The 18,182-nt window shown below is 62.6% G+C and carries 21 protein-coding genes and 2 pseudogenes; 15 read left to right on the top strand and 8 right to left on the bottom strand.

Annotated elements, in window-relative coordinates; translation table 11 throughout:
• The first annotated feature begins 49 nt into the window (after positions 1-49).
• The 3 genes from NKH36_RS17085 to NKH36_RS17075 are packed head-to-tail and all read left to right on the top strand — an operon-like array spanning position 50 to position 3,275.
• Positions 50-1,216, top strand: a complete 1,167-nt coding sequence (locus NKH36_RS17085) for a tetratricopeptide repeat protein (protein WP_352960857.1) — start codon at positions 50-52, stop codon at positions 1,214-1,216.
• A 53-nt stretch (positions 1,217-1,269) separates the two neighbouring features.
• Positions 1,270-1,545 carry a hypothetical protein gene (locus NKH36_RS17080; RefSeq protein WP_352960855.1) on the top strand — a complete coding sequence of 92 codons (276 nt, stop codon included), beginning with the start codon at positions 1,270-1,272 and terminating at the stop codon, positions 1,543-1,545.
• A complete protein-coding gene (locus NKH36_RS17075; protein WP_352960853.1) occupies positions 1,533-3,275 on the top strand; it encodes an amidase in 1,743 nt (580 codons plus the stop codon). The genes NKH36_RS17080 and NKH36_RS17075 overlap by 13 nt, the downstream gene beginning before the upstream one ends.
• A 95-nt stretch (positions 3,276-3,370) precedes the next feature.
• Here NKH36_RS17075 and NKH36_RS17070 read toward each other — a convergent pair whose 3' ends face one another.
• Both NKH36_RS17070 and NKH36_RS17065 read right to left on the bottom strand, forming a co-directional pair.
• Positions 3,371-3,496, bottom strand: coding sequence for a hypothetical protein (locus NKH36_RS17070; protein ID WP_352960851.1), 126 nt, complete (start codon positions 3,494-3,496; stop codon positions 3,371-3,373).
• 167 nt (positions 3,497-3,663) lie between these two features.
• Positions 3,664-3,972, bottom strand: a complete 309-nt coding sequence (locus NKH36_RS17065; RefSeq protein ID WP_352960849.1) for a hypothetical protein — start codon at positions 3,970-3,972, stop codon at positions 3,664-3,666.
• 212 nt (positions 3,973-4,184) lie between these two features.
• Here NKH36_RS17065 and NKH36_RS17060 point away from each other — a divergent pair, with 212 nt between their 5' ends.
• Positions 4,185-5,807, top strand: a complete 1,623-nt coding sequence (locus NKH36_RS17060) for an ABC-F family ATP-binding cassette domain-containing protein (protein ID WP_352960847.1) — start codon at positions 4,185-4,187, stop codon at positions 5,805-5,807.
• A 67-nt stretch (positions 5,808-5,874) separates the two neighbouring features.
• Here NKH36_RS17060 and NKH36_RS17055 read toward each other — a convergent pair.
• Positions 5,875-6,305: pseudogene (locus NKH36_RS17055) on the bottom strand (SAM-dependent methyltransferase).
• Between the two features lie 621 nt (positions 6,306-6,926).
• Between NKH36_RS17055 and NKH36_RS17050 the strand changes: the two are divergent.
• From NKH36_RS17050 to NKH36_RS17040, 3 genes and pseudogenes are all read left to right on the top strand, one after another.
• Entirely contained in the window at positions 6,927-8,045 is a 1,119-nt protein-coding gene (locus NKH36_RS17050) for a KamA family radical SAM protein (RefSeq protein WP_502912055.1), read from the top strand.
• A gap of 160 nt (positions 8,046-8,205) precedes the next feature.
• Positions 8,206-8,892: a BA14K family protein gene (locus tag NKH36_RS17045; protein ID WP_352960845.1), complete on the top strand. Its 687-nt coding sequence runs from the start codon at positions 8,206-8,208 to the stop codon at positions 8,890-8,892.
• A gap of 123 nt (positions 8,893-9,015) precedes the next feature.
• Positions 9,016-9,350: pseudogene (locus NKH36_RS17040) on the top strand (DUF2934 domain-containing protein).
• Between the two features lie 195 nt (positions 9,351-9,545).
• Here NKH36_RS17040 and NKH36_RS17035 read toward each other — a convergent pair.
• Positions 9,546-9,827 carry a hypothetical protein gene (locus NKH36_RS17035; protein ID WP_352960843.1) on the bottom strand — a complete coding sequence of 94 codons (282 nt, stop codon included), beginning with the start codon at positions 9,825-9,827 and terminating at the stop codon, positions 9,546-9,548.
• 59 nt (positions 9,828-9,886) lie between these two features.
• Here NKH36_RS17035 and NKH36_RS17030 point away from each other — a divergent pair, with 59 nt between their 5' ends.
• Positions 9,887-10,708: a competence protein CoiA gene (locus tag NKH36_RS17030; RefSeq protein WP_352960841.1), complete on the top strand. Its 822-nt coding sequence runs from the start codon at positions 9,887-9,889 to the stop codon at positions 10,706-10,708.
• A 102-nt stretch (positions 10,709-10,810) separates the two neighbouring features.
• On the opposite strand, the gene NKH36_RS17025 is transcribed toward NKH36_RS17030, so the two are convergent.
• Positions 10,811-10,990, bottom strand: a complete 180-nt coding sequence (locus NKH36_RS17025; protein ID WP_352960839.1) for a hypothetical protein — start codon at positions 10,988-10,990, stop codon at positions 10,811-10,813.
• A 137-nt stretch (positions 10,991-11,127) separates the two neighbouring features.
• On the opposite strand from NKH36_RS17025, the gene NKH36_RS17020 reads away from it, so the two are divergent.
• Both NKH36_RS17020 and NKH36_RS17015 read left to right on the top strand, forming a co-directional pair.
• Positions 11,128-11,388, top strand: a complete 261-nt coding sequence (locus tag NKH36_RS17020; protein ID WP_352960837.1) for a hypothetical protein — start codon at positions 11,128-11,130, stop codon at positions 11,386-11,388.
• Between the two features lie 3 nt (positions 11,389-11,391).
• Entirely contained in the window at positions 11,392-11,652 is a 261-nt protein-coding gene (locus NKH36_RS17015; protein WP_352963405.1) for a hypothetical protein, read from the top strand.
• Here NKH36_RS17015 and NKH36_RS17010 read toward each other — a convergent pair.
• On the bottom strand, positions 11,642-12,361 hold the full coding sequence (locus tag NKH36_RS17010; RefSeq protein WP_352960833.1) for an SOS response-associated peptidase: 720 nt from the start codon (positions 12,359-12,361) through the stop codon (positions 11,642-11,644). The genes NKH36_RS17015 and NKH36_RS17010 overlap by 11 nt on opposite strands.
• Positions 12,362-12,631: 270 nt before the next feature.
• Here NKH36_RS17010 and NKH36_RS17005 point away from each other — a divergent pair, with 270 nt between their 5' ends.
• The 4 genes from NKH36_RS17005 (at position 12,632) to minE (ending at position 15,201) form a co-directional block, all read left to right on the top strand.
• Complete coding sequence (locus NKH36_RS17005) at positions 12,632-13,072, top strand: hypothetical protein (protein ID WP_352960831.1); 441 nt, start codon at positions 12,632-12,634, stop codon at positions 13,070-13,072.
• A 166-nt stretch (positions 13,073-13,238) separates the two neighbouring features.
• Positions 13,239-14,000, top strand: coding sequence for a septum site-determining protein MinC (gene minC / locus NKH36_RS17000; protein WP_352960829.1), 762 nt, complete (start codon positions 13,239-13,241; stop codon positions 13,998-14,000).
• Positions 14,001-14,116: 116 nt separating this feature from the next.
• Complete coding sequence (gene minD, locus NKH36_RS16995) at positions 14,117-14,932, top strand: septum site-determining protein MinD (protein ID WP_352960827.1); 816 nt, start codon at positions 14,117-14,119, stop codon at positions 14,930-14,932.
• Positions 14,929-15,201 (top strand): cell division topological specificity factor MinE, encoded by a 273-nt coding sequence (minE, locus tag NKH36_RS16990; protein WP_029351320.1) that lies wholly within the window; start codon positions 14,929-14,931, stop codon positions 15,199-15,201. Before minD ends, minE begins: the two co-directional genes overlap by 4 nt.
• 403 nt (positions 15,202-15,604) lie before the next feature.
• Here the strand turns inward: minE and NKH36_RS16985 are convergent, their stop codons facing one another.
• The gene (locus tag NKH36_RS16985) at positions 15,605-16,345 is read right to left on the bottom strand and encodes a sulfotransferase family protein (RefSeq protein ID WP_352960825.1); all 741 of its coding nucleotides are present in this window, start codon (positions 16,343-16,345) and stop codon (positions 15,605-15,607) included.
• A 307-nt stretch (positions 16,346-16,652) separates the two neighbouring features.
• On the opposite strand from NKH36_RS16985, the gene NKH36_RS34840 reads away from it, so the two are divergent.
• Complete coding sequence (locus tag NKH36_RS34840; RefSeq protein WP_502912053.1) at positions 16,653-16,844, top strand: exopolysaccharide production repressor protein; 192 nt, start codon at positions 16,653-16,655, stop codon at positions 16,842-16,844.
• A gap of 358 nt (positions 16,845-17,202) precedes the next feature.
• On the opposite strand, the gene yghU is transcribed toward NKH36_RS34840, so the two are convergent.
• Positions 17,203-18,069, bottom strand: coding sequence for a glutathione-dependent disulfide-bond oxidoreductase (yghU, locus tag NKH36_RS16980; RefSeq protein ID WP_352960823.1), 867 nt, complete (start codon positions 18,067-18,069; stop codon positions 17,203-17,205).
• Between the last annotated feature and the right edge of the window lie 113 nt (positions 18,070-18,182).

Genomic DNA, 18,182 nt, shown 5'->3' with positions numbered 1-18,182 from the left:
AAAAGCTCCGCGCTAATGATTGCTGATGGGGATGGACGGATCAGCTCACGTGGACAATGAAAACGGACTGGTTGTAGCGACAGCATCCTTTGCCAGTTCCCCCAAGCCCTATCGTCGGAAGGTTATCGCGGCGGTTTTTCTTGTGCTGGCCGCCACGGTGCTGTTTTTCCCGACACGCCACTTCTATGTCCTCTGGTCGGCTGCGCATAAGGCGAAAACCGCGCTGCTGGCCGAGAACTATGTCCAGGCGCTTGGTCCGTTGACGGTTTTGGCCGAGGCAGGCGATCCCGTCGCCCAGTTCGATCTTGGTCTGATGTATGGGCAGGGCCACGGCGTTGCCCAGAATGACGGGCTGGCAGTGTACTGGTTCGGCAAGGCTGCCGAGGCAGGAAATATGGAAGCCGCCTTCGCTCTCAGCCGGCTATACTATCTCGGCCAAGGCGTCAAAAAGGATGATCAGCTTGCCGTGAAGTGGGCGCGAAAGGCAGCGGACGACGGGAACGCGGCTGCTCAATGCATGCTTGGTCTTCTGTATTCCAGAGGCGAAGGGGTTGCTCAGGATGACTACCAAGCGGTTTCCTGGTGGCGCAAGGCTGCAGTGGCAGGAAATATAGAGGCCGCCAGCGGTCTCGGCCAGGCTTTTCACTATGGCAAAGGCGTTGAGCAGGATGATCGGCTGGCCGTCATCTGGGCGCGAAAGGCTGCGGAAAACGGGGATGCGGCCGGCCAATATCTGCTTGGCATTCTCCATAATGAAGGTCGAGGGCTGGCGCAGGACGACGGTTTGGCATTCGAATGGTGGATGAAGGCCGCAGTCAGCGGTCTTGCGGAAGCGCAATACAATATTGGTGTCCTTTACAGCACAGGAAGAGGCGTCGGCGAGGACGACGGCCAAGCATTCATATGGTGGAGCAAAGCCGCAAAGCAGGGAAATGTCGATGCTCAACTCGGTTTGGCGTACGCCTATGCCAATGGTGAAGGCATCGCCAGAGACGACAAATCCGCGGAGTTCTGGTGGCTGGCTGCGGCAAAGCTCGGAAATGTCGATGCCGAAGCTGGTCTTGGGATGCTGTACTATCGCGGCATCAATGGACAACCAGACTATAAAGAGGCCGCCAAATGGCTGCTCAAGGCTTCGTCTCATGGCCATCCCGCTGTCCAGATTTATCTGGATATGATGAAGGAGGATGGTCTGTTGGACACCAAAACATTGTAGGTGAAGATCATATTTGAAACTGTTGCGGGTAACAGACGTTTGGCTTTCCCAAAGTGACCAGTCTCCACATCGTCGAAGCGTCGATCGAACAGCTGCGGCGGGCGCTGGAGGCCGGCACGGTCACCAGCGTCGAGCTGGTCGGCGCCTGCCTGCGCAGGATCGCCAGATTTGACCGCCATGGCATCACCCTCAACACCGTTCCCGTGCTCAATCCCAAAATGTTCGAGGAGGCCGCTGCGTCCGACCGGCGCCGGAGGAACGGCGCAACCCTCGGGCCGCGGACGGCATCCCCTACACCGCCAAGGACAGCTACAAGGTGGCGGGCCTGACGGTGGCCGCCGGGTCGCCGGCCTTCGAGCATCTCACGGCCAGCGAGGACGCCTTCACCATCGCGCGGCTGCGGGCAGGCGGCGCGGTGCTGATCGGGCTGACCAATATGCCGCCGATGGCCAATGGCGGCATGCAGCGCGGCGTCTACGGCCGGGCGGAAAGCCCCTACAATGCCGATTACCTGACCGCCGCCTTCGCATCCGGCTCGTCCAACGGTTCGGGCACCGCGACTGCCGCCAGTTTCGCCGCCTTCGGGCTCGGCGCGGAAACTTGGTCTTCCGGCCGGGCGCCGGCGTCGAATAATGCGCTGGTCGCCTACACGCCGTCGCGCGGCGTCATTTCCGTGCGCGGCAACTGGCCGCTGGTGCCGACGATGGACGTGATGGTGCCGCATACGCGCAGCGTGCCGGATATGCTCGAACTGCTCGACGTGATCGTCGCCGACGACCCCGACACCAGAAGCGATTTCTGGCGTGCGCAGCCCTGGGTGGCGCTGCCGAAGAGCTCGGCCGTGCGGCCGCCACGCTACACCGACCTTAGACTGGAGGGGGCGCTGCGAGGCGTGCGGCTCGGCGTGCCCCGCATGTATATCGGCCGCGATACGGAGGCTGACGTTCCGATTCAGACCCGCGCGTCGGTGCTCGACCAGTGGGAGCAGGCGGCAGCGGATCTGCGGCGGCTTGGCGCTGATGTGGTCGAGGTCGATTTCCCCGTCGTTTCCAATTACGAGCGCGACCGGCCGGGCACCAAAAACATGGTCGATCGCGGGCTGGTTCCGGAAGAATTCGCCGAGCGCGAGATCTGGGACCTGTGCGTCTTCGCCTGGGACGATTTCCTGCGCGCCAATGCCGACCCCGCTATCCCCGATCTGTCCTCGGTCGACGGCGCGAAGATCTTTCCGCATCCGCCGGGCACGCTGCCCGACCGTTATGGGGACAGCTTCGACCTGGCGGAATATGTAGAGCGGGCCAAACGCGGCGTCACCCAATTCCTGGCCATTCCCGAGCTGGAGGCTGGGCTGAAAGGCCTGGAGGCGACGCGGCGCATCGACTTCGAGGACTGGCTCGACGCGCAACGGCTCGATGCGGTGGTGTTTCCCGCCGTCGCCGATGTCGGTCCGGCCGATGCGGATGTCAACGAGACTTCCGCAGCGCTGGCCTGGCGCAACGGCACCTGGGTCGCCAACGGCAATCTGGTGTGGCGGCATCTCGGTATTCCGACCGTCACCGTGCCGATGGGCACGATGGCCGATATCGGCATGCCGGTCGGCCTCACCTTCGCCGGCAAGGCCTATGACGACACCAGGCTGCTTCGGCTGGCCGGCGACTTTGGCCAGCGCCGCACCCGCCCGCCGCGCACGCCGGAACTTCCCGACGACGTCTTTCCCGCCCGGCCTGCCGCCGGCCGGCCCGGCGAGGCACCGCCGCTGACCGTCACGCTTGCCGCCGAGACGCGCTTTGCGGGTGATCAGGACGAGATAACTGTCACGCTTGATGTGCATGGCGAGGTCGGAACCGAGACCAGCGTGAAAGTCCATGTAAACGGCGAGCCCATTCGCATGCAGCGGACCGGTGCGCGCTTTACCGGGCGAGCGGTCGTACCGGCCAAAGAGCATGAGAGAATCCACAGCGTCTGGCGTGGCTCGCACGGCTCGATCGTCACCGCCGTCGTGCGTCTTGAGGACCGACGCGTCGCCGGCGCCTATGCGGTGACGGGTGGGATCGGATGAGGTTGCGGCAGGTGAGGCAGTTGCTGGCCGCTATGACGGCAGCGAGGCCAGCCATTCGTCCCAAAATTCCTGCTGCAGGTGGACGAAGACCGGCATCACGTCGTGGCCTCGGCAAAGATATCGACTAAATCAGCATTTTGAGGGAGCTGCCCCATTTTCACCTTGCAGGCGATCAATCCGCGACTCATCTCGATCACCGTTCCTTCGGGATAAACATTCATTGCGGCGCAGAGTGGCCATGCCGCCATCGCGTTCGAAACAGAGCACAACCTCTGCCTTAGAGGGTCCTCGCGGCTGGGGCATCGCGGGCCGAGCAGTCCGCCTGCAGGCCGCCGATGGTCGATGGCGGCATGCAGTGCGGCGTCTGCGGCCAGCTATTCAATCCGCGTTAGTCCGGCTTGCAGGGATCGCTGCTGCCGGCGTCGGCTTTGGCCGCCGCTGTCTTCTCGCCCTCCTGCTGAGCCTGTGCATCTTGCTGCGAGGTGGCGAGGTTCTTGTTCCCGCCGCTTTCCTGGTTGGCAAGCGGCATGGTGTTGCCGTCCTTATTGGCCGGGCCGCCCTCGACCTTGCTGCCGGCATTCGCATCAGTTTCGAGAGGTGCATGCGTTCCGTCTTTTGCGATGCCTGACTGAGCTTTGACCGATGCAGTCGTGTCATGGCAGGTCGCACTTGCCGTGCCGGCGGTCAGGCCGATCATAGAGGTGGCGAGCAAAATAGCAGTAAGCGTCTTCATATCGTGCTCCTTTCGGTGTTCGAGGTCATCTTTCTAAACTGCCTGCACTATCTGAGGTTCCGCTAATTCAGTTCGAACTTCGAATCTGGCGGCGTATTCCCATTGATTTGCGGGCTTCCGCAGGCGCGGCCTATCGCGTATTGGCGCGGGGAAATCCCTTGGGCACGCGTGGAAGCATGATTCGACTGGAAAGCATCAGCAAGCAGAACGGCCGACAGATCGTCTTTATCGAGGCCTCCGCCTCGTTGCAGAAGGGCGAGAAGGTCGGGCTGGTCGGCCCCAACGGCGCCGGCAAGACGACGCTGTTTCGCATGATCAACGGTGAGGAGCAGCCCGACGAGGGCCAGGTCTCGGTGGATCGCGGCGTCACCATCGGCTATTTCAGCCAGGATGTCGGCGACATGGAAGGCCGCAGCGCCGTCGCCGAAGTGATGGACGGCGCCGGGCCGGTGAGCGAAGTGGCGGCCGAGATGCGTGAGCTCGAAGCCGCCATGGGCGACCCGGAGCGGGCAGACGAGATGGACGCGATCATCGCCCGCTACGGCGACCTGCAGGCGCGGTTCGAGGAGCTCGACGGCTATGCGCTGGATGGCCGCGCCCGCGAAGTGCTGGACGGCCTCGGCTTCAGCCAGGAGATGATGGACGGCGATGTCGGGAAACTATCCGGCGGCTGGAAGATGCGCGTGGCGCTGGCCCGCATCCTGCTGATGCGGCCTGACGCCATGCTGCTCGACGAGCCGAGCAACCATCTCGACCTGGAAAGCCTGATCTGGCTGGAGCAGTTCCTGAAGAACTATGATGGCGCGCTGCTGATGACCTCGCACGACCGCGAGTTCATGAATCGCATCGTCGACAAGGTGGTCGAGATCGATGGCGGCTCGCTGACCGCGTACTCCGGCAACTATGAATTCTACCAGCAGCAGCGGGCAATCGCCGACCGGCAGCAGCAGGCGCAGTTCGAGCGCCAGCAGGCGATGCTGGCCAAGGAGATCGCCTTCATCGAGCGCTTCAAGGCGCGGGCGTCACATGCCGCCCAGGTGCAGAGCCGGGTGAAGAAGCTGGAGAAGATCGACCGCGTCGAGCCGCCCAAGCGCCGCCAGAAAGTGTCGTTCGACTTCCAGCCGGCGCCGCGCTGCGGCGAGGACGTGGTGACGCTGAAGAACGTCCACAAGGGCTATGGCAGCCGCTCGATCTACGACGGGCTGGATTTCCAGGTGCGCCGCCGCGAGCGCTGGTGCGTGATGGGCATCAACGGCGCCGGCAAGTCGACGCTGTTGAAGCTGGTCGCCGGCGCTTCCGAGCCGGACAACGGCACGGTGGCGCGCGGGCCGAGCGTGAAGATGGGCTATTTCGCCCAGCACGCCATGGAGGTGCTGGAGGGCGAGCGCACCGTGTTCCAGACGCTGGAAGACGCGTTTCCACAGGCAGGCCAGGCGCCGCTCAGAGCACTGGCCGGCTGCTTCGGCTTTTCCGGGGACGAGATCGAGAAGAAATGCCGGGTGTTGTCGGGCGGCGAGAAGGCGCGGCTGGTGATGGCGCTGATGCTGTTCGATCCGCCCAACCTGCTGGTGCTGGACGAGCCGACCAACCACCTCGACATCGCGACCAAGGAGATGCTGATCACGGCGCTCTCGCAATACGAAGGCACCATGCTGTTCGTCTCGCACGACCGGCATTTTCTGGCGGCGCTGTCGAACCGCGTGCTGGAGCTGACGCCCGAGGGCGTTCATTCATATGGCGGCGGCTATACCGAGTATGTCGAGCGCACCGGGCAGGAAGCGCCTGGGTTGCGGAGCTGAGGCGCAGAGCGGCGTTGCCGCTCACCGTCACCCAAGCGCTCGATTCCGAAAGGAAGCGAAGGGCTGCTCAGTTGTGTATCGCAATTTCGCGCAGCGGATCGCCGCCGTCGATGAACAGCCGGCCTTGCGCCGTCAACGCGGCCTTGAGCCGTTGCAAGGCAATTTTTTCTGCCTCGGGATAGCGCCCGTCCAGCGCGCCGACGCGTACCGCAACGGCAATGTCGAAGCGCTTTTCCTCCGCCTCAAGGTTGAAGTCCTCGATGGCAACCTGACGAAAGCTCAGCCGGCCCGCTGCAGTCTCGGCGCGCGAGGCGGCTCTGGCCTGCGCGATGGCCTGGCCGAGCGGTCGATCGCCAGCACGTGGCCGTCGCCAATCCGGCGCGCGATCTCGCGCGCCGCAGCACCCGGACCGCAGCCGATCTCCAGCACGCGCATGCCCTGCCGCAAAGGCAGCGCGTCAACTATCGCCAAAAGCCTTGGCGACAAGCCGTTCGCCATTCCTCTTCTCCAGCCTTTCCGTGAGCCGAGATTAGCGACCATGGCTGGCGACGGGAAGGTCGACTCCTGAGGGGGATAGCCGATGTGTTCACCGGCCTCGACGACCGGCTGCCGGCGAAAGCGAACAGGAGGTACTTAAAAAGCTCTTCCCGGATTGAGCGAAAAACCCCGAGCGGCCCGGCGTCGTTGGCCTGAGGGGGGGACTGGCGCCGAGCCTAACCGGTTGGGGGGTAGATCACCGGCCATCAAGATAGATACGATAAAGCTAATTTAAGCGCAAGCTAATGTTATGCGTTAGCGAGCGCGAGATTGTTTCTGATCAGTGGATGCTTTCGGCTGACCGCTTCCTGGGCGCGCTCAGACCGCCGATTTCTCTCACCGATCACAATCCGCTCTCACGCGCATTAGCTTAGAATGTCCTTTGCGCGTTCAGAACGAACAAGGTTGGCGATACTTCGCGCCCCCTCTGTCCTGCCGGACATCTCCCCCACTTGGGGGGAGATTGGCAGCTTCGCCGCTGAGCCATCCCGGCAAGGGTTCAAGCCCTGGCTCCAATGCTGTATTCAGCCCCAATTCAAGGAGCCTTCGATGACCTCACACCTCGACATCCCTGACGCCAGCATGGCTGCGGCCGGCATGGCGGCCGATGACGAGCGCGCCAGCGCCGACGACGTCGCGTGGCAGGACGATGTTCGCGCGGGCGTGCGGCATGTTCGCGATCTGGATTCCCTGCCGCTGTCGCCAGCCGAGCGCGCGGCGGCTCAAGCAGCGGCCACGCGCCACAAGGTTCGCATCCCGAAAGCCTATCTCGACCTGATCGACTGGAGCGACCCCGCCGACCCCATCCGGGCGCAGGTCATCCCGTCGTTCGAAGAACTGGCAGAGCTGGAAGGCGAGCTTGACGACCCGATCGCCGACCACGCCTTCAGTCCGGTGCCGCGATTGACGCATCGCCATGCCGACCGGGTTTTGCTGTTCCCGACCTATCAATGCGCGGTCTATTGCCGGTTCTGCTTTCGCAAGGAGTCGCTGACCTCGATCGGCCGCGGTTTTTCGCGCGAGGCGCTGGAGCCGGCTTTCGCCTATATCGAGGCCCATCCCGAAATCCGCGAGGTGATCCTGACCGGCGGCGATCCGCTGTCGCTGCCGGACAAGGCGCTGGCGGAAATCCGTGCCCGCGTCGAGGCGGTTCCGCATGTGCGGCTCTTACGCATCCACACCCGCGTGCCGGTCGCTCTGCCGTCGCGCGTCACCTCAGGGCTGGTTCGCTCCCTGCAGGGCCGGCTGATAGTCACGGTCGTCACCCATTTCAACCACGCGCGGGAGATCACGGCGGCGGCCGAGCAGGCCTGCCGCACGTTGCGGCAAGGCGGCTTCGTGCTGCTGAACCAGAGCGTTCTGCTGAAAGGCGTCAACGACACGGTCGAGGTGCTGGAGGAGCTGTGCCGCGAGCTGATGTACCGCCTCGGCGTCAAGCCCTATTACCTGCACCACGGCGACCTCGCACGCGGCATGGCGCACCGGCGCACCACGATCGCCGACGGCCAGGCGCTGGCCAGCGCGCTCCGCGCGCGCCTGTCGGGCATCTGCAACCCCGTCTATGTGCTGGACCTGCCGGACGGCGGCGGCAAAGTGCCGCTCGGCCCGTGCTATGTCGAGGCGCAGGACGGCGAGAGGTGGTTGATACGCGGGCAGGATGGCGAGATGAGGACCTATACGGAGCTTGTCGGCGACCTCTGAAACCTTGGTTCCGCGCGCCGCGAAGCGGGAGGAGACGTGGCTCGGCGAAGCCGAGACGGAGAGGGTCTTCCTTTGAGCACGCAAGCTGCTGCTGTCCCGCCTGGTTGGAACCGGATCCAATGCCTCGCATTTTAGAGATGACGGGGTAAAGGAGCGTGGTGTGAAAGCCTTATCGGCGATACTTGGCGGCTTTGTGCTGACACTGGCGGTGTTCGCCAGCGGGTTGGCTTTCGCCATCTGGATTCTTTCCGCCGAGCCGGTGCGGCAGGCCGCCCCGACCTCCAGCGTTGCCGAACTGTGGCCGAGGGAGCCGCGGAAGGTGGACCCTGCTTCGCAGCAGCTTGAGCGCCTTCCCGCCCGCGAGGTCCCGGAGGTCCCAGTTGATCAGGTCCCAGTTGATCAGGCCCTTGGCGATCGCACCTCGAAACCGGCCGATGTCCCATCTTCGGCACCCGACCCCACCGCTACCGCCTCTATCAAGCCGGCAGCCGACGAGCAGCAGGCGATGCCTGCTGCCCATGTGGAATGGTGCGCAAGCCGCTACCGCTCCTACAGGCCAAGCGACGACCACTACACATCCTACAGTGGAGAGCAGCGTCCCTGCATCTCGCCCTATCTCGATGCCGGCGCGGCCAAGCGCGTCGCACAGCCTGCCGACGAAAGCGCCAGCTATGTCGAGGCGACCGAGAGGTGGTCAATCGATGGGAACGTTCCGGCGGATGAAACCGGCGGCGCCTGGCTTCCGCCCGACCACATAGAATATTGCTTCAGCCGCTACCGCTCCTATCGGCCGGAAGACAACACCTACCAGCCCTATTCCGGCGGCCCGCGGAGGCAGTGCCATTAGGCGAGGGCGGGACGGGCTGGCGGCCGCAAGTGCATGGCGCGTTGTGCGACCAACGATCACGCAGATTTCTTGCATCGTTCGGGGCGGCGTGGCGTTCATCCGATACCCAAAGGAGGAATCAACATGGGCGACGACCGGGAAGACAAGATTCGTGAGCGCGCACACCAGATCTGGAACGTGAAGGTGGGATCCATGGCGATCCCGAGCGGCACTGGCACCGGGCCGAGGCCGAGATCGACAGAGAGGCAGCCCTGCCGCTGACGGCTGGCGATGCCCTGCCGGAAACCCGCGAGGTCGCGAGCTCCGACGTCTTGACGGTGGAGGCCTTGGCGGTGCGCACCGGCATATCGGGCGATCAGGCGCAGGAGCTGATCGACAGGCTGGGAAACGACCGGGCGGCGATCGAGCAAGCCGCGCGCAACCTCAAGGGAAGCAGCCGTTCGGGGAGTGACAGATGATCAGAAAACTCCAAGACGGAAAATACCGAGCCTTTTCGCGCAAGAAGGGCGAAAAGACCGGCAAGCGCCGCAATCTCGGACGTTTGACAGCCGCGAGGATGCGGAGAAGCACGAACGCGAGGTGCAGTATTTCAAGAGGCATTGAGGCGGCGTGCCGTCGCTGCCAGGCAGCCGCGCCGGATGGCCTGGCGGACCTTAGCCTGCGACGACGGCCTGCATCTCTGCGAGAACATGGTAGGCGCTGAGCGACGCCTTGTGCGAATGGCTTGGCCACGACAGCGTGAAGCTGCCGATTGCGATGAACCGCAAACTTGACTGAACCAGCGGTTCAGATACTTTTGTTGCGTGCTTTGAGAAAAAGCGGTGCCGGGCATTTTCGCCAGCCGCATGATAACCGACGACGGTCTGACCTCGCGTCGAAGATAAAAAGAAACAGCACCAGCTCGGGCTGGCCGCGCTGCCGACATAACTTCCCAAACAAGAATCTGGCTGCTGCCTGCGATGGCGTGCGGTCCTAACCTCAATTGGAGAACGTCATGCGGTTCGCATTGGTGAACAACGCGCGGTGTGAGGCCTCGCCTGGATCGATCGGTTGCTGTCCGGGATGCTCGGCGCCGATGATCGCAAAGTGCGGGACGCAAAGGGTCTCGCATTGGGCGCATCGCGGCAAGCGGAGTTGCGATCCGTGGTGGGAGCCGGAAACCGCGTGGCATCGCGGTTGGAAAGACCATTTTCCGTCGGAATGGCAGGAAGTGATCCGGCGTGACGAGGCAGGTGAGAAGCATATTGCGGATGTTATGACCGAAAATGGCTTGGTTATCGAGTTCCAGCACTCACACCTGCCGACGCGGGAGATGGCTGTACGCGAGGCGTTCCATCGGAATATGGTCTGGGTCGTGGATGGAACGCGGCTGAAAAGAGACCTGTCGCGGTTTCTTCAAGCTCGAAACTCTTTCAGACCTACTTTGATGAAGCGCGTTTTCGTTGTGCTCTGGCCAAGGGAAGGGTTCCCTTCTACGTGGCTTAACTGCGCTGTGCCGGTCTTCTTTGATTTCGAGGATTTCGGAACGGCAAAGGAAGTGTCGGGGCCAAATCGGGATATACTCTGGTGCTTATTGCCGGGACGTGCTGAGGGGCGCGCCGTAGTCGCGGCAATTTCTCGAAGTATGTTCCTGGACGCGGCTGAGAAGCGCGCCCAGATCATCCCTAGTCAAGTAATAATGGAAATGATCGCTGCCGATTTGAGGCGTGAGCGGGACATTGCCGAACCCAACGCTCGGCGTTGGGCCTATGCATATCCTCCGCGCCCGAAATGGAAGCCTCGACCGTTCCGCCAGCATCCCCGTTCGAGATACTAGGCTGCGGCTAGTCGATCGCGAGTGGGGGCGCTGAGGGAGGAGGCTACTCGCGTATTATCGGCCTCATCAATCAACCTTAAGTTAAAGTTGAGCGTTTAATTCCTAGCGCGTCGCCCGGCGCCGGCCCTCCACCGCATCAAGCCGTTCCTGTAAGTGCCCATTAAGCACCATCATTTCCTTCAGCGCCTTCACCGCGTCGCCCTTGTGCCGGGCAATGAACTTGTCGGCGACTGCCTGAAGGGCGGCCTCCTGGCGGCTGTCCAGCGTCACGATGTGGTCCATGGCGATGCCTCCAACAGTTTCTGTCACAAATTGAACAAAACGGGAACAAAAATGTCAAGAGTTAATTGACTCCGCGAGGAATACCTTCCTATTTGTCAGTGGGTGGGGCGGTTGCTCACGAATTGGGGAGAGCCGCGATGGGCAGACGAAAAAGCCGGTTTGACAGGCTGTCGACGAGGGATGCGGAGGCGATCATCAGGGACGCTCTGAGGCTGCGCAGGACGGTGCTTTCGTCGCAACTGCATCTGAAGGCGCATGGCGAACTGTATTGGCAGCTTAGCGGGCTCGTCGACAAATTGCATGAGGTGATGGCCAGCCTAGCGGAGAAGGAGCCGGATTTCCGAATGCCGAATCTTGGCCTGCTCCCGCTTCCCGAGGATTACCTGACCCGGAAATGAGCCATGGCCGGGCCGATGGACAGCGTTGGACGTGCCGCGAAGGCCAACATGCTGCTCATAGTCGAGTGCGGCCACTGCTACCATGTCGGACGCTTCCGGGCCAACGACGTGGCCAAGGTGGTGGGCTGGAATAAGCCGCTGGAGACCATCCGGTTCAAGTGCAAGCGGTGCAGCCGAACGGACACGACGGTGAAGACCCAGTTCATCGACCAGGACCATCCGCCGAAGGGCTACATCTGGGTGCTGCAGAAGTTCAAGCTTTAGAACAGCGAGCCTGTACCGGCGCCTGTGGCGCCTGCGGCGGAAACTTGATCTGCGTCGCCGGCTTCTCGACGATCACCAGCGCGTCGTCCGCCGCCGGGCGCTGCAGGTGCCTGGCCTCCGACCATGGCGCGGTCAGCCAGGTCTCGGTTTCCTCCTGCGTGGTCAGGATGACTGGCATCGCCTTCTCGTGGATCGGCGCGATCAGGGCGTTGGGTTTGGTGGTCAGGAAGCCGTAGAGCTCGAAGTCGCCGGGGCCGTCCTTGACCTTGCGCACGCCTTGCCAGCGCGTCCACAGCCCGGCGAAGAAGAACAGCGGCCGCTCCTCGCTCAGTGCGAACCAGTAGTTCCTCTGGATACCGGTATCCGGGTCCTTGTCGCCGGGCGTCGGGCTTGGTTCGGCGAAGCTGGTGACCGGCACCACGCAGCGGTTCGCGACGCCGAGATATTGCTGCCAATGGCCGTATTGCGGGTTGCGGATGTTGGTGGTGCCGTAGTCGGCCTTGCCCTTAACCCGCTCAATCGGCGTCGGCATGCCCCACAGCAGATTGGCCAGTTCGCGCGTCCCGTCCGGCCCGTTGCGCACCACCGGGCCGGGCTGGTTGGGGTAGATGTCGATGGAGGGCTCGAGATTGCCGAGGATGTCGCGCAGGGCGCGGGTCCACTGGCGGATCGCCTCCTGGCTGGTGGTGATGTTGTAGAGGTTGCACATGTCGAGCCCTCAGGGATGTTCAGGCATCTTGTGGGAAAGGGCAGACAATTTCCAGCGTTGTCGCTCGGCTGCTGACACGCTACCCCAGCCACCACCACCAGCGCCGCGATCACCGCCGCCACCCGGGCGATCGACCGCGCCAGAAGGAAAATACCGTGCGCAACGGCGAACCGCGGGCTCCGCTTACGCAACGGACGCCGATTGTGCGCGTTCTACTCATTAGGAGGAGCATGGCGGCTGGTCTCATGCGCTCACAATCGGAGGCAAACCATGATGTCTAAGTTCAAAGATGCCCTTGATCGCGGGAAGGAAGCTCGCCGTGAGCAAGAGGAGAAGGTCGGCAGTGAGAAGGCCGAGGGGGTGGACTTCGGCGCGCAAGCACGGGCCTGGCTAAATGACGTCGTGGTTGCGTCGCTGGAAGCGGCCAAGGCTGACGTGGCGGGCGAGGTGACTGTCGAGATGGACACCACGCCATGCCGCCAGGCCAAAGCATCAACACCGTCCATTCGGTTCAGAATCTACAGAAAGGGGGGAATGGAGAAGGAGGCAGCCGGGAGGACGTTCACGGTCAACGTTCAGCTGAGTGGGCAAGTGTCGGTCTCTTCGCCCGGGATCGTGGCGAGAGAAGTGGGAACCATAGGGGATAAGACTGACGAGCGGTTCTCCACCTTGCTAGCCGAACTGATCGAGGACGCAGCGAAGGGCACTTAGCCAGCAAGGTGTCGAGGAAGAGCAGGCAGTCTCCAGCATTGTCCGCTCGGCTGCTGACACCCGGGTCTGTCAGTAACAGCTTTCCGGATGCCGCAAACACCCCTCCGTTAACCTTTCGTTAACCATGGCTGGCTAGCGTTTACCTATCAGTAAGGAATCGCTGTCCGTGACCTTCGCCGCCCCTGTCGAGACCAAATCCATTCGCTTTCGCGCCCGCTCCTTTGTCGCCTTCACGCTCACCCCGGAAGCGCCGCTTTCGGAGTGGCTGGAAAGCCTTGATCGCTGGATCGGCAATTCTCCCGGCTATTTTGCCGGCCGACCGGTGGTGCTCAACCTCAACACGCTGAAGCCGGAGGTCAGCCAGATCGAAACGCTGGTCGCCGAGCTTGGCCTGCGCGGCATCCGCATCTATGCGATCGAACTCGACGGCAGCACGGCGCTCGAGGCCAATCTGCCGCCGGTGCTGATCGGTGCGAAAGAGGCTACCGCCGGGCTGCTGATGCAGGCCGACGCAAAGGGCAGGCCTGAAGAGGCGGGCAAGGCGGAAGAAGGCAAGGCGGAACAGGCCAAGCAGCCAGAAGACAGGCAGCCGGAAGCGCCGGCCACGCTGATGGTCAAGACGCCGATCCGCTCGGGCCAGTCGGTCTTCCACGCGCATGGCGATGTCATCGTGCTCGGCTCCGTCGCCTCCGGTTCCGAGATCGTCGCCGCCGGCTCCATCCACGTCTACGGCACGCTGCGCGGGCGAGCGTCGGCCGGTGTGCTCGGCCATTCGGCAGCGCGCATCTTCTGCCGCAAAAACGAGGCCGAGCTGCTGTCGGTCGACGGCTGGTATTGCACCGCCGAAGAGATGGAGCCGTCCTTGCGTGGAAAAGCCGTCCAGGCGTTTCTCGAAAAAGACACGCTGCGCATCGCGCCGTTCAGCTAATGCAGTCGCCCGAAAGTACGCAGTGGTTTTGAAATGACGACATATGAAAACAATGACTTAAGCGCATCGCCTAATTCAGACGCTTAGCAATACCAACAACAATAATGGAGGCATATATGGGCAAGGTAGTGGTGGTCACCTCGGGCAAGGGGGGCGTCGGCAAGACGACCTCGACGGCCGCCCTTGGTGCCGCGGTCGCGAGGACCGGCAAGAAGGTGGCCCTGGTCGACTTCGACGTCGGCTTAAGGAATCTCGATCTGATCATGGGCGCCGAGCGGCGAGTGGTGTTCGACCTGGTCAACGTCATCCAGGGAACGGCCAAGCTCTCGCAGGCGCTGATCCGTGACAAGCGCGTCGAGACGCTGTTCCTGCTGCCGGCCTCGCAGACGCGCGACAAGGATGCGCTGACCGAGGAGGGCGTCGGCGAGGTGATCGACAAGCTGCGCTCGGTGTTCGACTACGTCTTCTGCGACAGTCCGGCCGGCATTGAGCGCGGTGCGCAGCTCGCCATGCGCTTTGCCGACGAGGCGGTCATCGTCACCAACCCGGAAGTCAGCTCGGTGCGCGATTCCGATCGCATCATCGGCCTCCTTGACGCCAGGACCGTGAAGGCCGAGCGGGGCGAGCAGATCGCCAAGCACGTGCTGGTGACGCGATACGATGCCGCCCGCGCGGCTCGCGGCGAAATGCTCTCGATCGACGACGTTCTGGAGATCCTGTCGACGCCGCTCCTGGGGATCATTCCCGAGAGCCAGGACGTGCTCAAGGCCTCCAACCTCGGTTCGCCGGTGACGCTCAGCGATCCCACGAATGCCGCCGCCCGCGCCTATATCGAGGCGGCCAAACGGCTCGAGGGCGAGGACCTGCCGGTCGTCGTGCCATTCGAGCGCAAGGGCTTTCTCGACCGGCTTTTTGGAAGGAGGGCAGCATGAACCTGTTAGACCTCTTCAAGCGACGCGGCAGCGCGCCGGTGGCGCGCGAGCGGCTGCAGGTGCTGCTCGCCTATGAGCGCCGCAACCGCAGCCAGCCCGATCTCGTCTCGGTGCTGCGCGAGGAGATCATGGCCGTCATCGCCAGGCATGTGCAGATCGATCAGGATTATCTGCAGGTCTCGATGGATCGCGGCGAGACGATGTCGACGCTGGAGATCGACATCCAGATCCCCAACAAGAGCGCAAGACCGCTGGCGATGTCGGCCTGAGCCGCAGTGTTGCGGCCAGAGAAGCGCAGAAAATTCCGGCGTCGCGCGGCGATCCTGCAACTGGTTCCATGGGGTTGAGCGCGGCTGTCCAGCGTTGGTGGGTTTTACCCAGGGCCATCCCTTCCGCTTTGCGCTGCCCCTCATCTGCCTGCCGGCATCTTCTCCCCGTATAGTGACGGGGAGAAGGGGCTGGCCGCAACCTCGGCACGTTTCTGCAACGCTGGAGACTGGCGAAATCCTCGCTGAAGGTGTCTTCCTCCCCGTCACTATACGGGGAGAAATGCCCGGCAGGGCAATGAGGGGCGGCGCCGACATCGACAGTGGTCATCCCAACACCCGGTTGGAGCCATTTTTTGTCTGAAGCGATTGCCTGGCGTGATTGCCTGGCGTGATCTCCTGGCCACTACCCCAGCCACCACAAAACCCCGCCCAGCACCGCCACCACCCCTGCGATCGACAGCCCGAGCATGACGTACGATCCCTTGATGATGTCGCGGATCACCTTCTTGACGCTTTCGCGGTCATTGAGGTTCGGGAACGGCTCCTGAGATTCTGCCACGCCGAGAAAGCGGCACAGCGGCCCCCAGCCTTCGGTCACCGTGAATACCAGAAGCTTTTCCGGCGGCACGGCCGCCTTCACCTCCTCGGTGTAGGCGTTGTAGCGCGCGATCGCCCGCTCACGGTCGTCCATCACGCCGACCAGCACGCGGCCCCAGATCAGCTTGCGCGACATGTCGCCGAATTTTCGGCCGAACGGCGTCAGCCACTCCAAAATCTTGAACTGCCAGAGATTCTCGGTGAAGTAGATCGTATCGATCGTGCTGTCGTACCAGCCTTCGGCGCCGCGCGGGTGGAGCGTCAGCAGTACCTTGGCATCAGGGTCTTCGGCCAGCAGCTCCCGCCACACGCAGCAGCCGGGATTGTCGACCGTCGCCGTGTAGTTGGCAAACACCCGGTCCCAGTCGTGCGGCGTGCCGGGCTCGCTGTTTGCCACCTTGCGCCAGAAGTCGAGGTGGCCCTTGTTGGCCTTGTTGAGGATCACTTCCTGCATGTGATAGCAGGGAAAGCCGAGCCTGTTCAACGCGGCGAAGGTCGACCATGTGCCCGTGCGTCCGAATCCCGCGCCGATTACCTTGAGCGCCATGTCATCCTCCCCCTCGGCCCCCTGGACTGATATTCTTTTTTATCGCAATCCGCAGGGCCTACGTTGCGCCCGGCGCATCCGGCGCGCAACAAATTTCCATCGTGCCTTTCCGCAATAGGTCAGCTCTTTTGGATGGAACAGCACCAGCCAGGAAGCATCTCAACCAGAAGATGCATTAAGCATGCGCACACCTCTGATCGATTTGCCACTTGCGCAACCACTGAAAGGGTGAAAACGTTGGTCCGGGGTAAATGGGCAAGGTTAGTCGTCGCGGCTGTTAGAAGCTCCGGGGCGGCCTTGAAAAACGATGAATTTTCCACAGTTCCTGGTGGGGATGACCACCGCGTCATTCGTCGTGGCGCTCTCGACTTTTTTGGCAACGGGTTCAATCTGGAAGGCGCTGGGCTGGACGGTCCTTACCTTGATCGTTTCGCAGGTTGGATTTTTTTTGTTCGTCGTCCAGCTGATCTACAGAGCCGGGCGAAAGACACACAGGTAATCCGCGACCGCGAGTGCTGGACCGTCGAGACGGTATGCGGTTTTACGACGTGTCGAGATTCAGGTCACGCGCCGGCAGAATATCGATGTGCTTAGATCATGATTGACCGAAATAGATAATATGGTCTAAGCCTTTTGAAAGCGGACTTGTTCGGTTCTGGGAATGTGCATTGGACGTTCCGTTACTTTAGTCAACCAGTATATATTCCTGGATACATATGCCTGGGATTGGGCAACGCGGAAGCCTGCCTGCGGCTTGTGCAAATCCGATCCGCCGGCGAGACGGGGCGGTTGAAGCTGCCGATCTCCCCCCTCGTGGGGGAGGTCAGCGCGTCATCCGCTGAGCTCCGTCGCTCAGATCACTCCGCCGCCAGCTTGTCCTGCGTCTTGGTGTCGAAATCGCTGGCGTCGTGGCGCTCGTGCAGCTGCATCGCCGGCTCGCCGAAGGCGCGGTTGACCATGCGGCCGCGCTGCACCGCCGGCCGTGCGTCGATTGCTTCGGCCCAGCGCTGCACGTTCTTGTACTCGTCCACTGCCAGGAAATCGCCGGCGTCGTTATACATGCGGCTCTTGGCCAGCCCGCCATACCAGGGCCACACGGCGATATCGGCAATCGTGTAGGCGTCGCCGCCGAGATATTCGCTTACCGCCAGCCGCCGGTCGAGCACGTCCATCTGGCGCTTGGTCTCCATGGCGAAGCGGTCGATGGCATATTCGATTTTTTCCGGCGCATAGGCGTAGAAATGGCCGAAGCCGCCGCCGAGGTAGGGCGCCGAGCCCATCTGCCAGAACAGCCACGACAGGGTTTCTGCACGCGCCGGCTGCTCGATCGGCAGGAATTCGCCGAATTTTTCGGCCAGATGCACCAGGATCGAGCCGGATTCGAAGACGCGGATCGGCTTTGGCCCGCTGCGGTCCATCAGCGCCGGGATCTTGGAGTTGGGATTGACCTCGACGAAGCCGCTGCCGAACTGGTCGCCGTCGTTGATCCTGATCAGCCAGGCGTCATATTCGGCACCTTTGTGGCCGAGCGCCAAGAGCTCCTCCAGCATGATCGTCACCTTGACGCCGTTCGGTGTCGCCTGCGAATAAAGCTGCAGCGGATGCTTGCCGACCGGCAGCTCCTTGTCATGCGTCGGGCCGGCGATCGGCCGGTTGATGCTGGCGAAGGCGCCGCCATTTTCCTTATTCCAAGTCCATACTTTCGGCGGTGTGTATTGGTTCATCTTGGGAGGCCTTGTGCTATGAGCGGGGAGGGTCTTGGGGAGGATCAGCTTGCGCGATGGAAGCGGGAGATTCGTGGGGCAGGTTCATCTACACATTGATACAGGTAGTGCGG

Source organism: Mesorhizobium sp. M1312, assembly GCF_040318115.1.
Taxonomy (GTDB): Bacteria; Pseudomonadota; Alphaproteobacteria; order Rhizobiales; family Rhizobiaceae; genus Mesorhizobium.
The sequence above is the reverse complement of the archived record's forward strand: the minus strand, read 5'-3'. Positions and strand labels throughout refer to the sequence as shown.

Excerpts from the sequence above, each read along its gene's own strand:
- NKH36_RS17005 (WP_352960831.1), top strand. The coding sequence starts at position 12,632 with ATGATGTCTAAGTTCAAAGATGCCCTTGATCGCGGGAAGGAAGCTCGC.
- minD (WP_352960827.1), top strand. The coding sequence starts at position 14,117 with ATGGGCAAGGTAGTGGTGGTCACCTCGGGCAAGGGGGGCGTCGGCAAG.
- NKH36_RS17060 (WP_352960847.1), top strand. The coding sequence starts at position 4,185 with ATGATTCGACTGGAAAGCATCAGCAAGCAGAACGGCCGACAGATCGTC.
- NKH36_RS17030 (WP_352960841.1), top strand. The coding sequence starts at position 9,887 with ATGCGGTTCGCATTGGTGAACAACGCGCGGTGTGAGGCCTCGCCTGGA.
- NKH36_RS17010 (WP_352960833.1), bottom strand. The coding sequence starts at position 12,361 with ATGTGCAACCTCTACAACATCACCACCAGCCAGGAGGCGATCCGCCAG.
- NKH36_RS34840 (WP_502912053.1), top strand. The coding sequence starts at position 16,653 with ATGAATTTTCCACAGTTCCTGGTGGGGATGACCACCGCGTCATTCGTC.
- NKH36_RS17070 (WP_352960851.1), bottom strand. The coding sequence starts at position 3,496 with ATGAATGTTTATCCCGAAGGAACGGTGATCGAGATGAGTCGCGGATTG.
- minE (WP_029351320.1), top strand. The coding sequence starts at position 14,929 with ATGAACCTGTTAGACCTCTTCAAGCGACGCGGCAGCGCGCCGGTGGCG.
- yghU (WP_352960823.1), bottom strand. The coding sequence starts at position 18,069 with ATGAACCAATACACACCGCCGAAAGTATGGACTTGGAATAAGGAAAAT.
- NKH36_RS17050 (WP_502912055.1), top strand. The coding sequence starts at position 6,927 with ATGGCTGCGGCCGGCATGGCGGCCGATGACGAGCGCGCCAGCGCCGAC.
- NKH36_RS17020 (WP_352960837.1), top strand. The coding sequence starts at position 11,128 with ATGGGCAGACGAAAAAGCCGGTTTGACAGGCTGTCGACGAGGGATGCG.
- NKH36_RS16985 (WP_352960825.1), bottom strand. The coding sequence starts at position 16,345 with ATGGCGCTCAAGGTAATCGGCGCGGGATTCGGACGCACGGGCACATGG.
- NKH36_RS17015 (WP_352963405.1), top strand. The coding sequence starts at position 11,392 with ATGGCCGGGCCGATGGACAGCGTTGGACGTGCCGCGAAGGCCAACATG.
- NKH36_RS17025 (WP_352960839.1), bottom strand. The coding sequence starts at position 10,990 with ATGGACCACATCGTGACGCTGGACAGCCGCCAGGAGGCCGCCCTTCAG.
- NKH36_RS17065 (WP_352960849.1), bottom strand. The coding sequence starts at position 3,972 with ATGATCGGCCTGACCGCCGGCACGGCAAGTGCGACCTGCCATGACACG.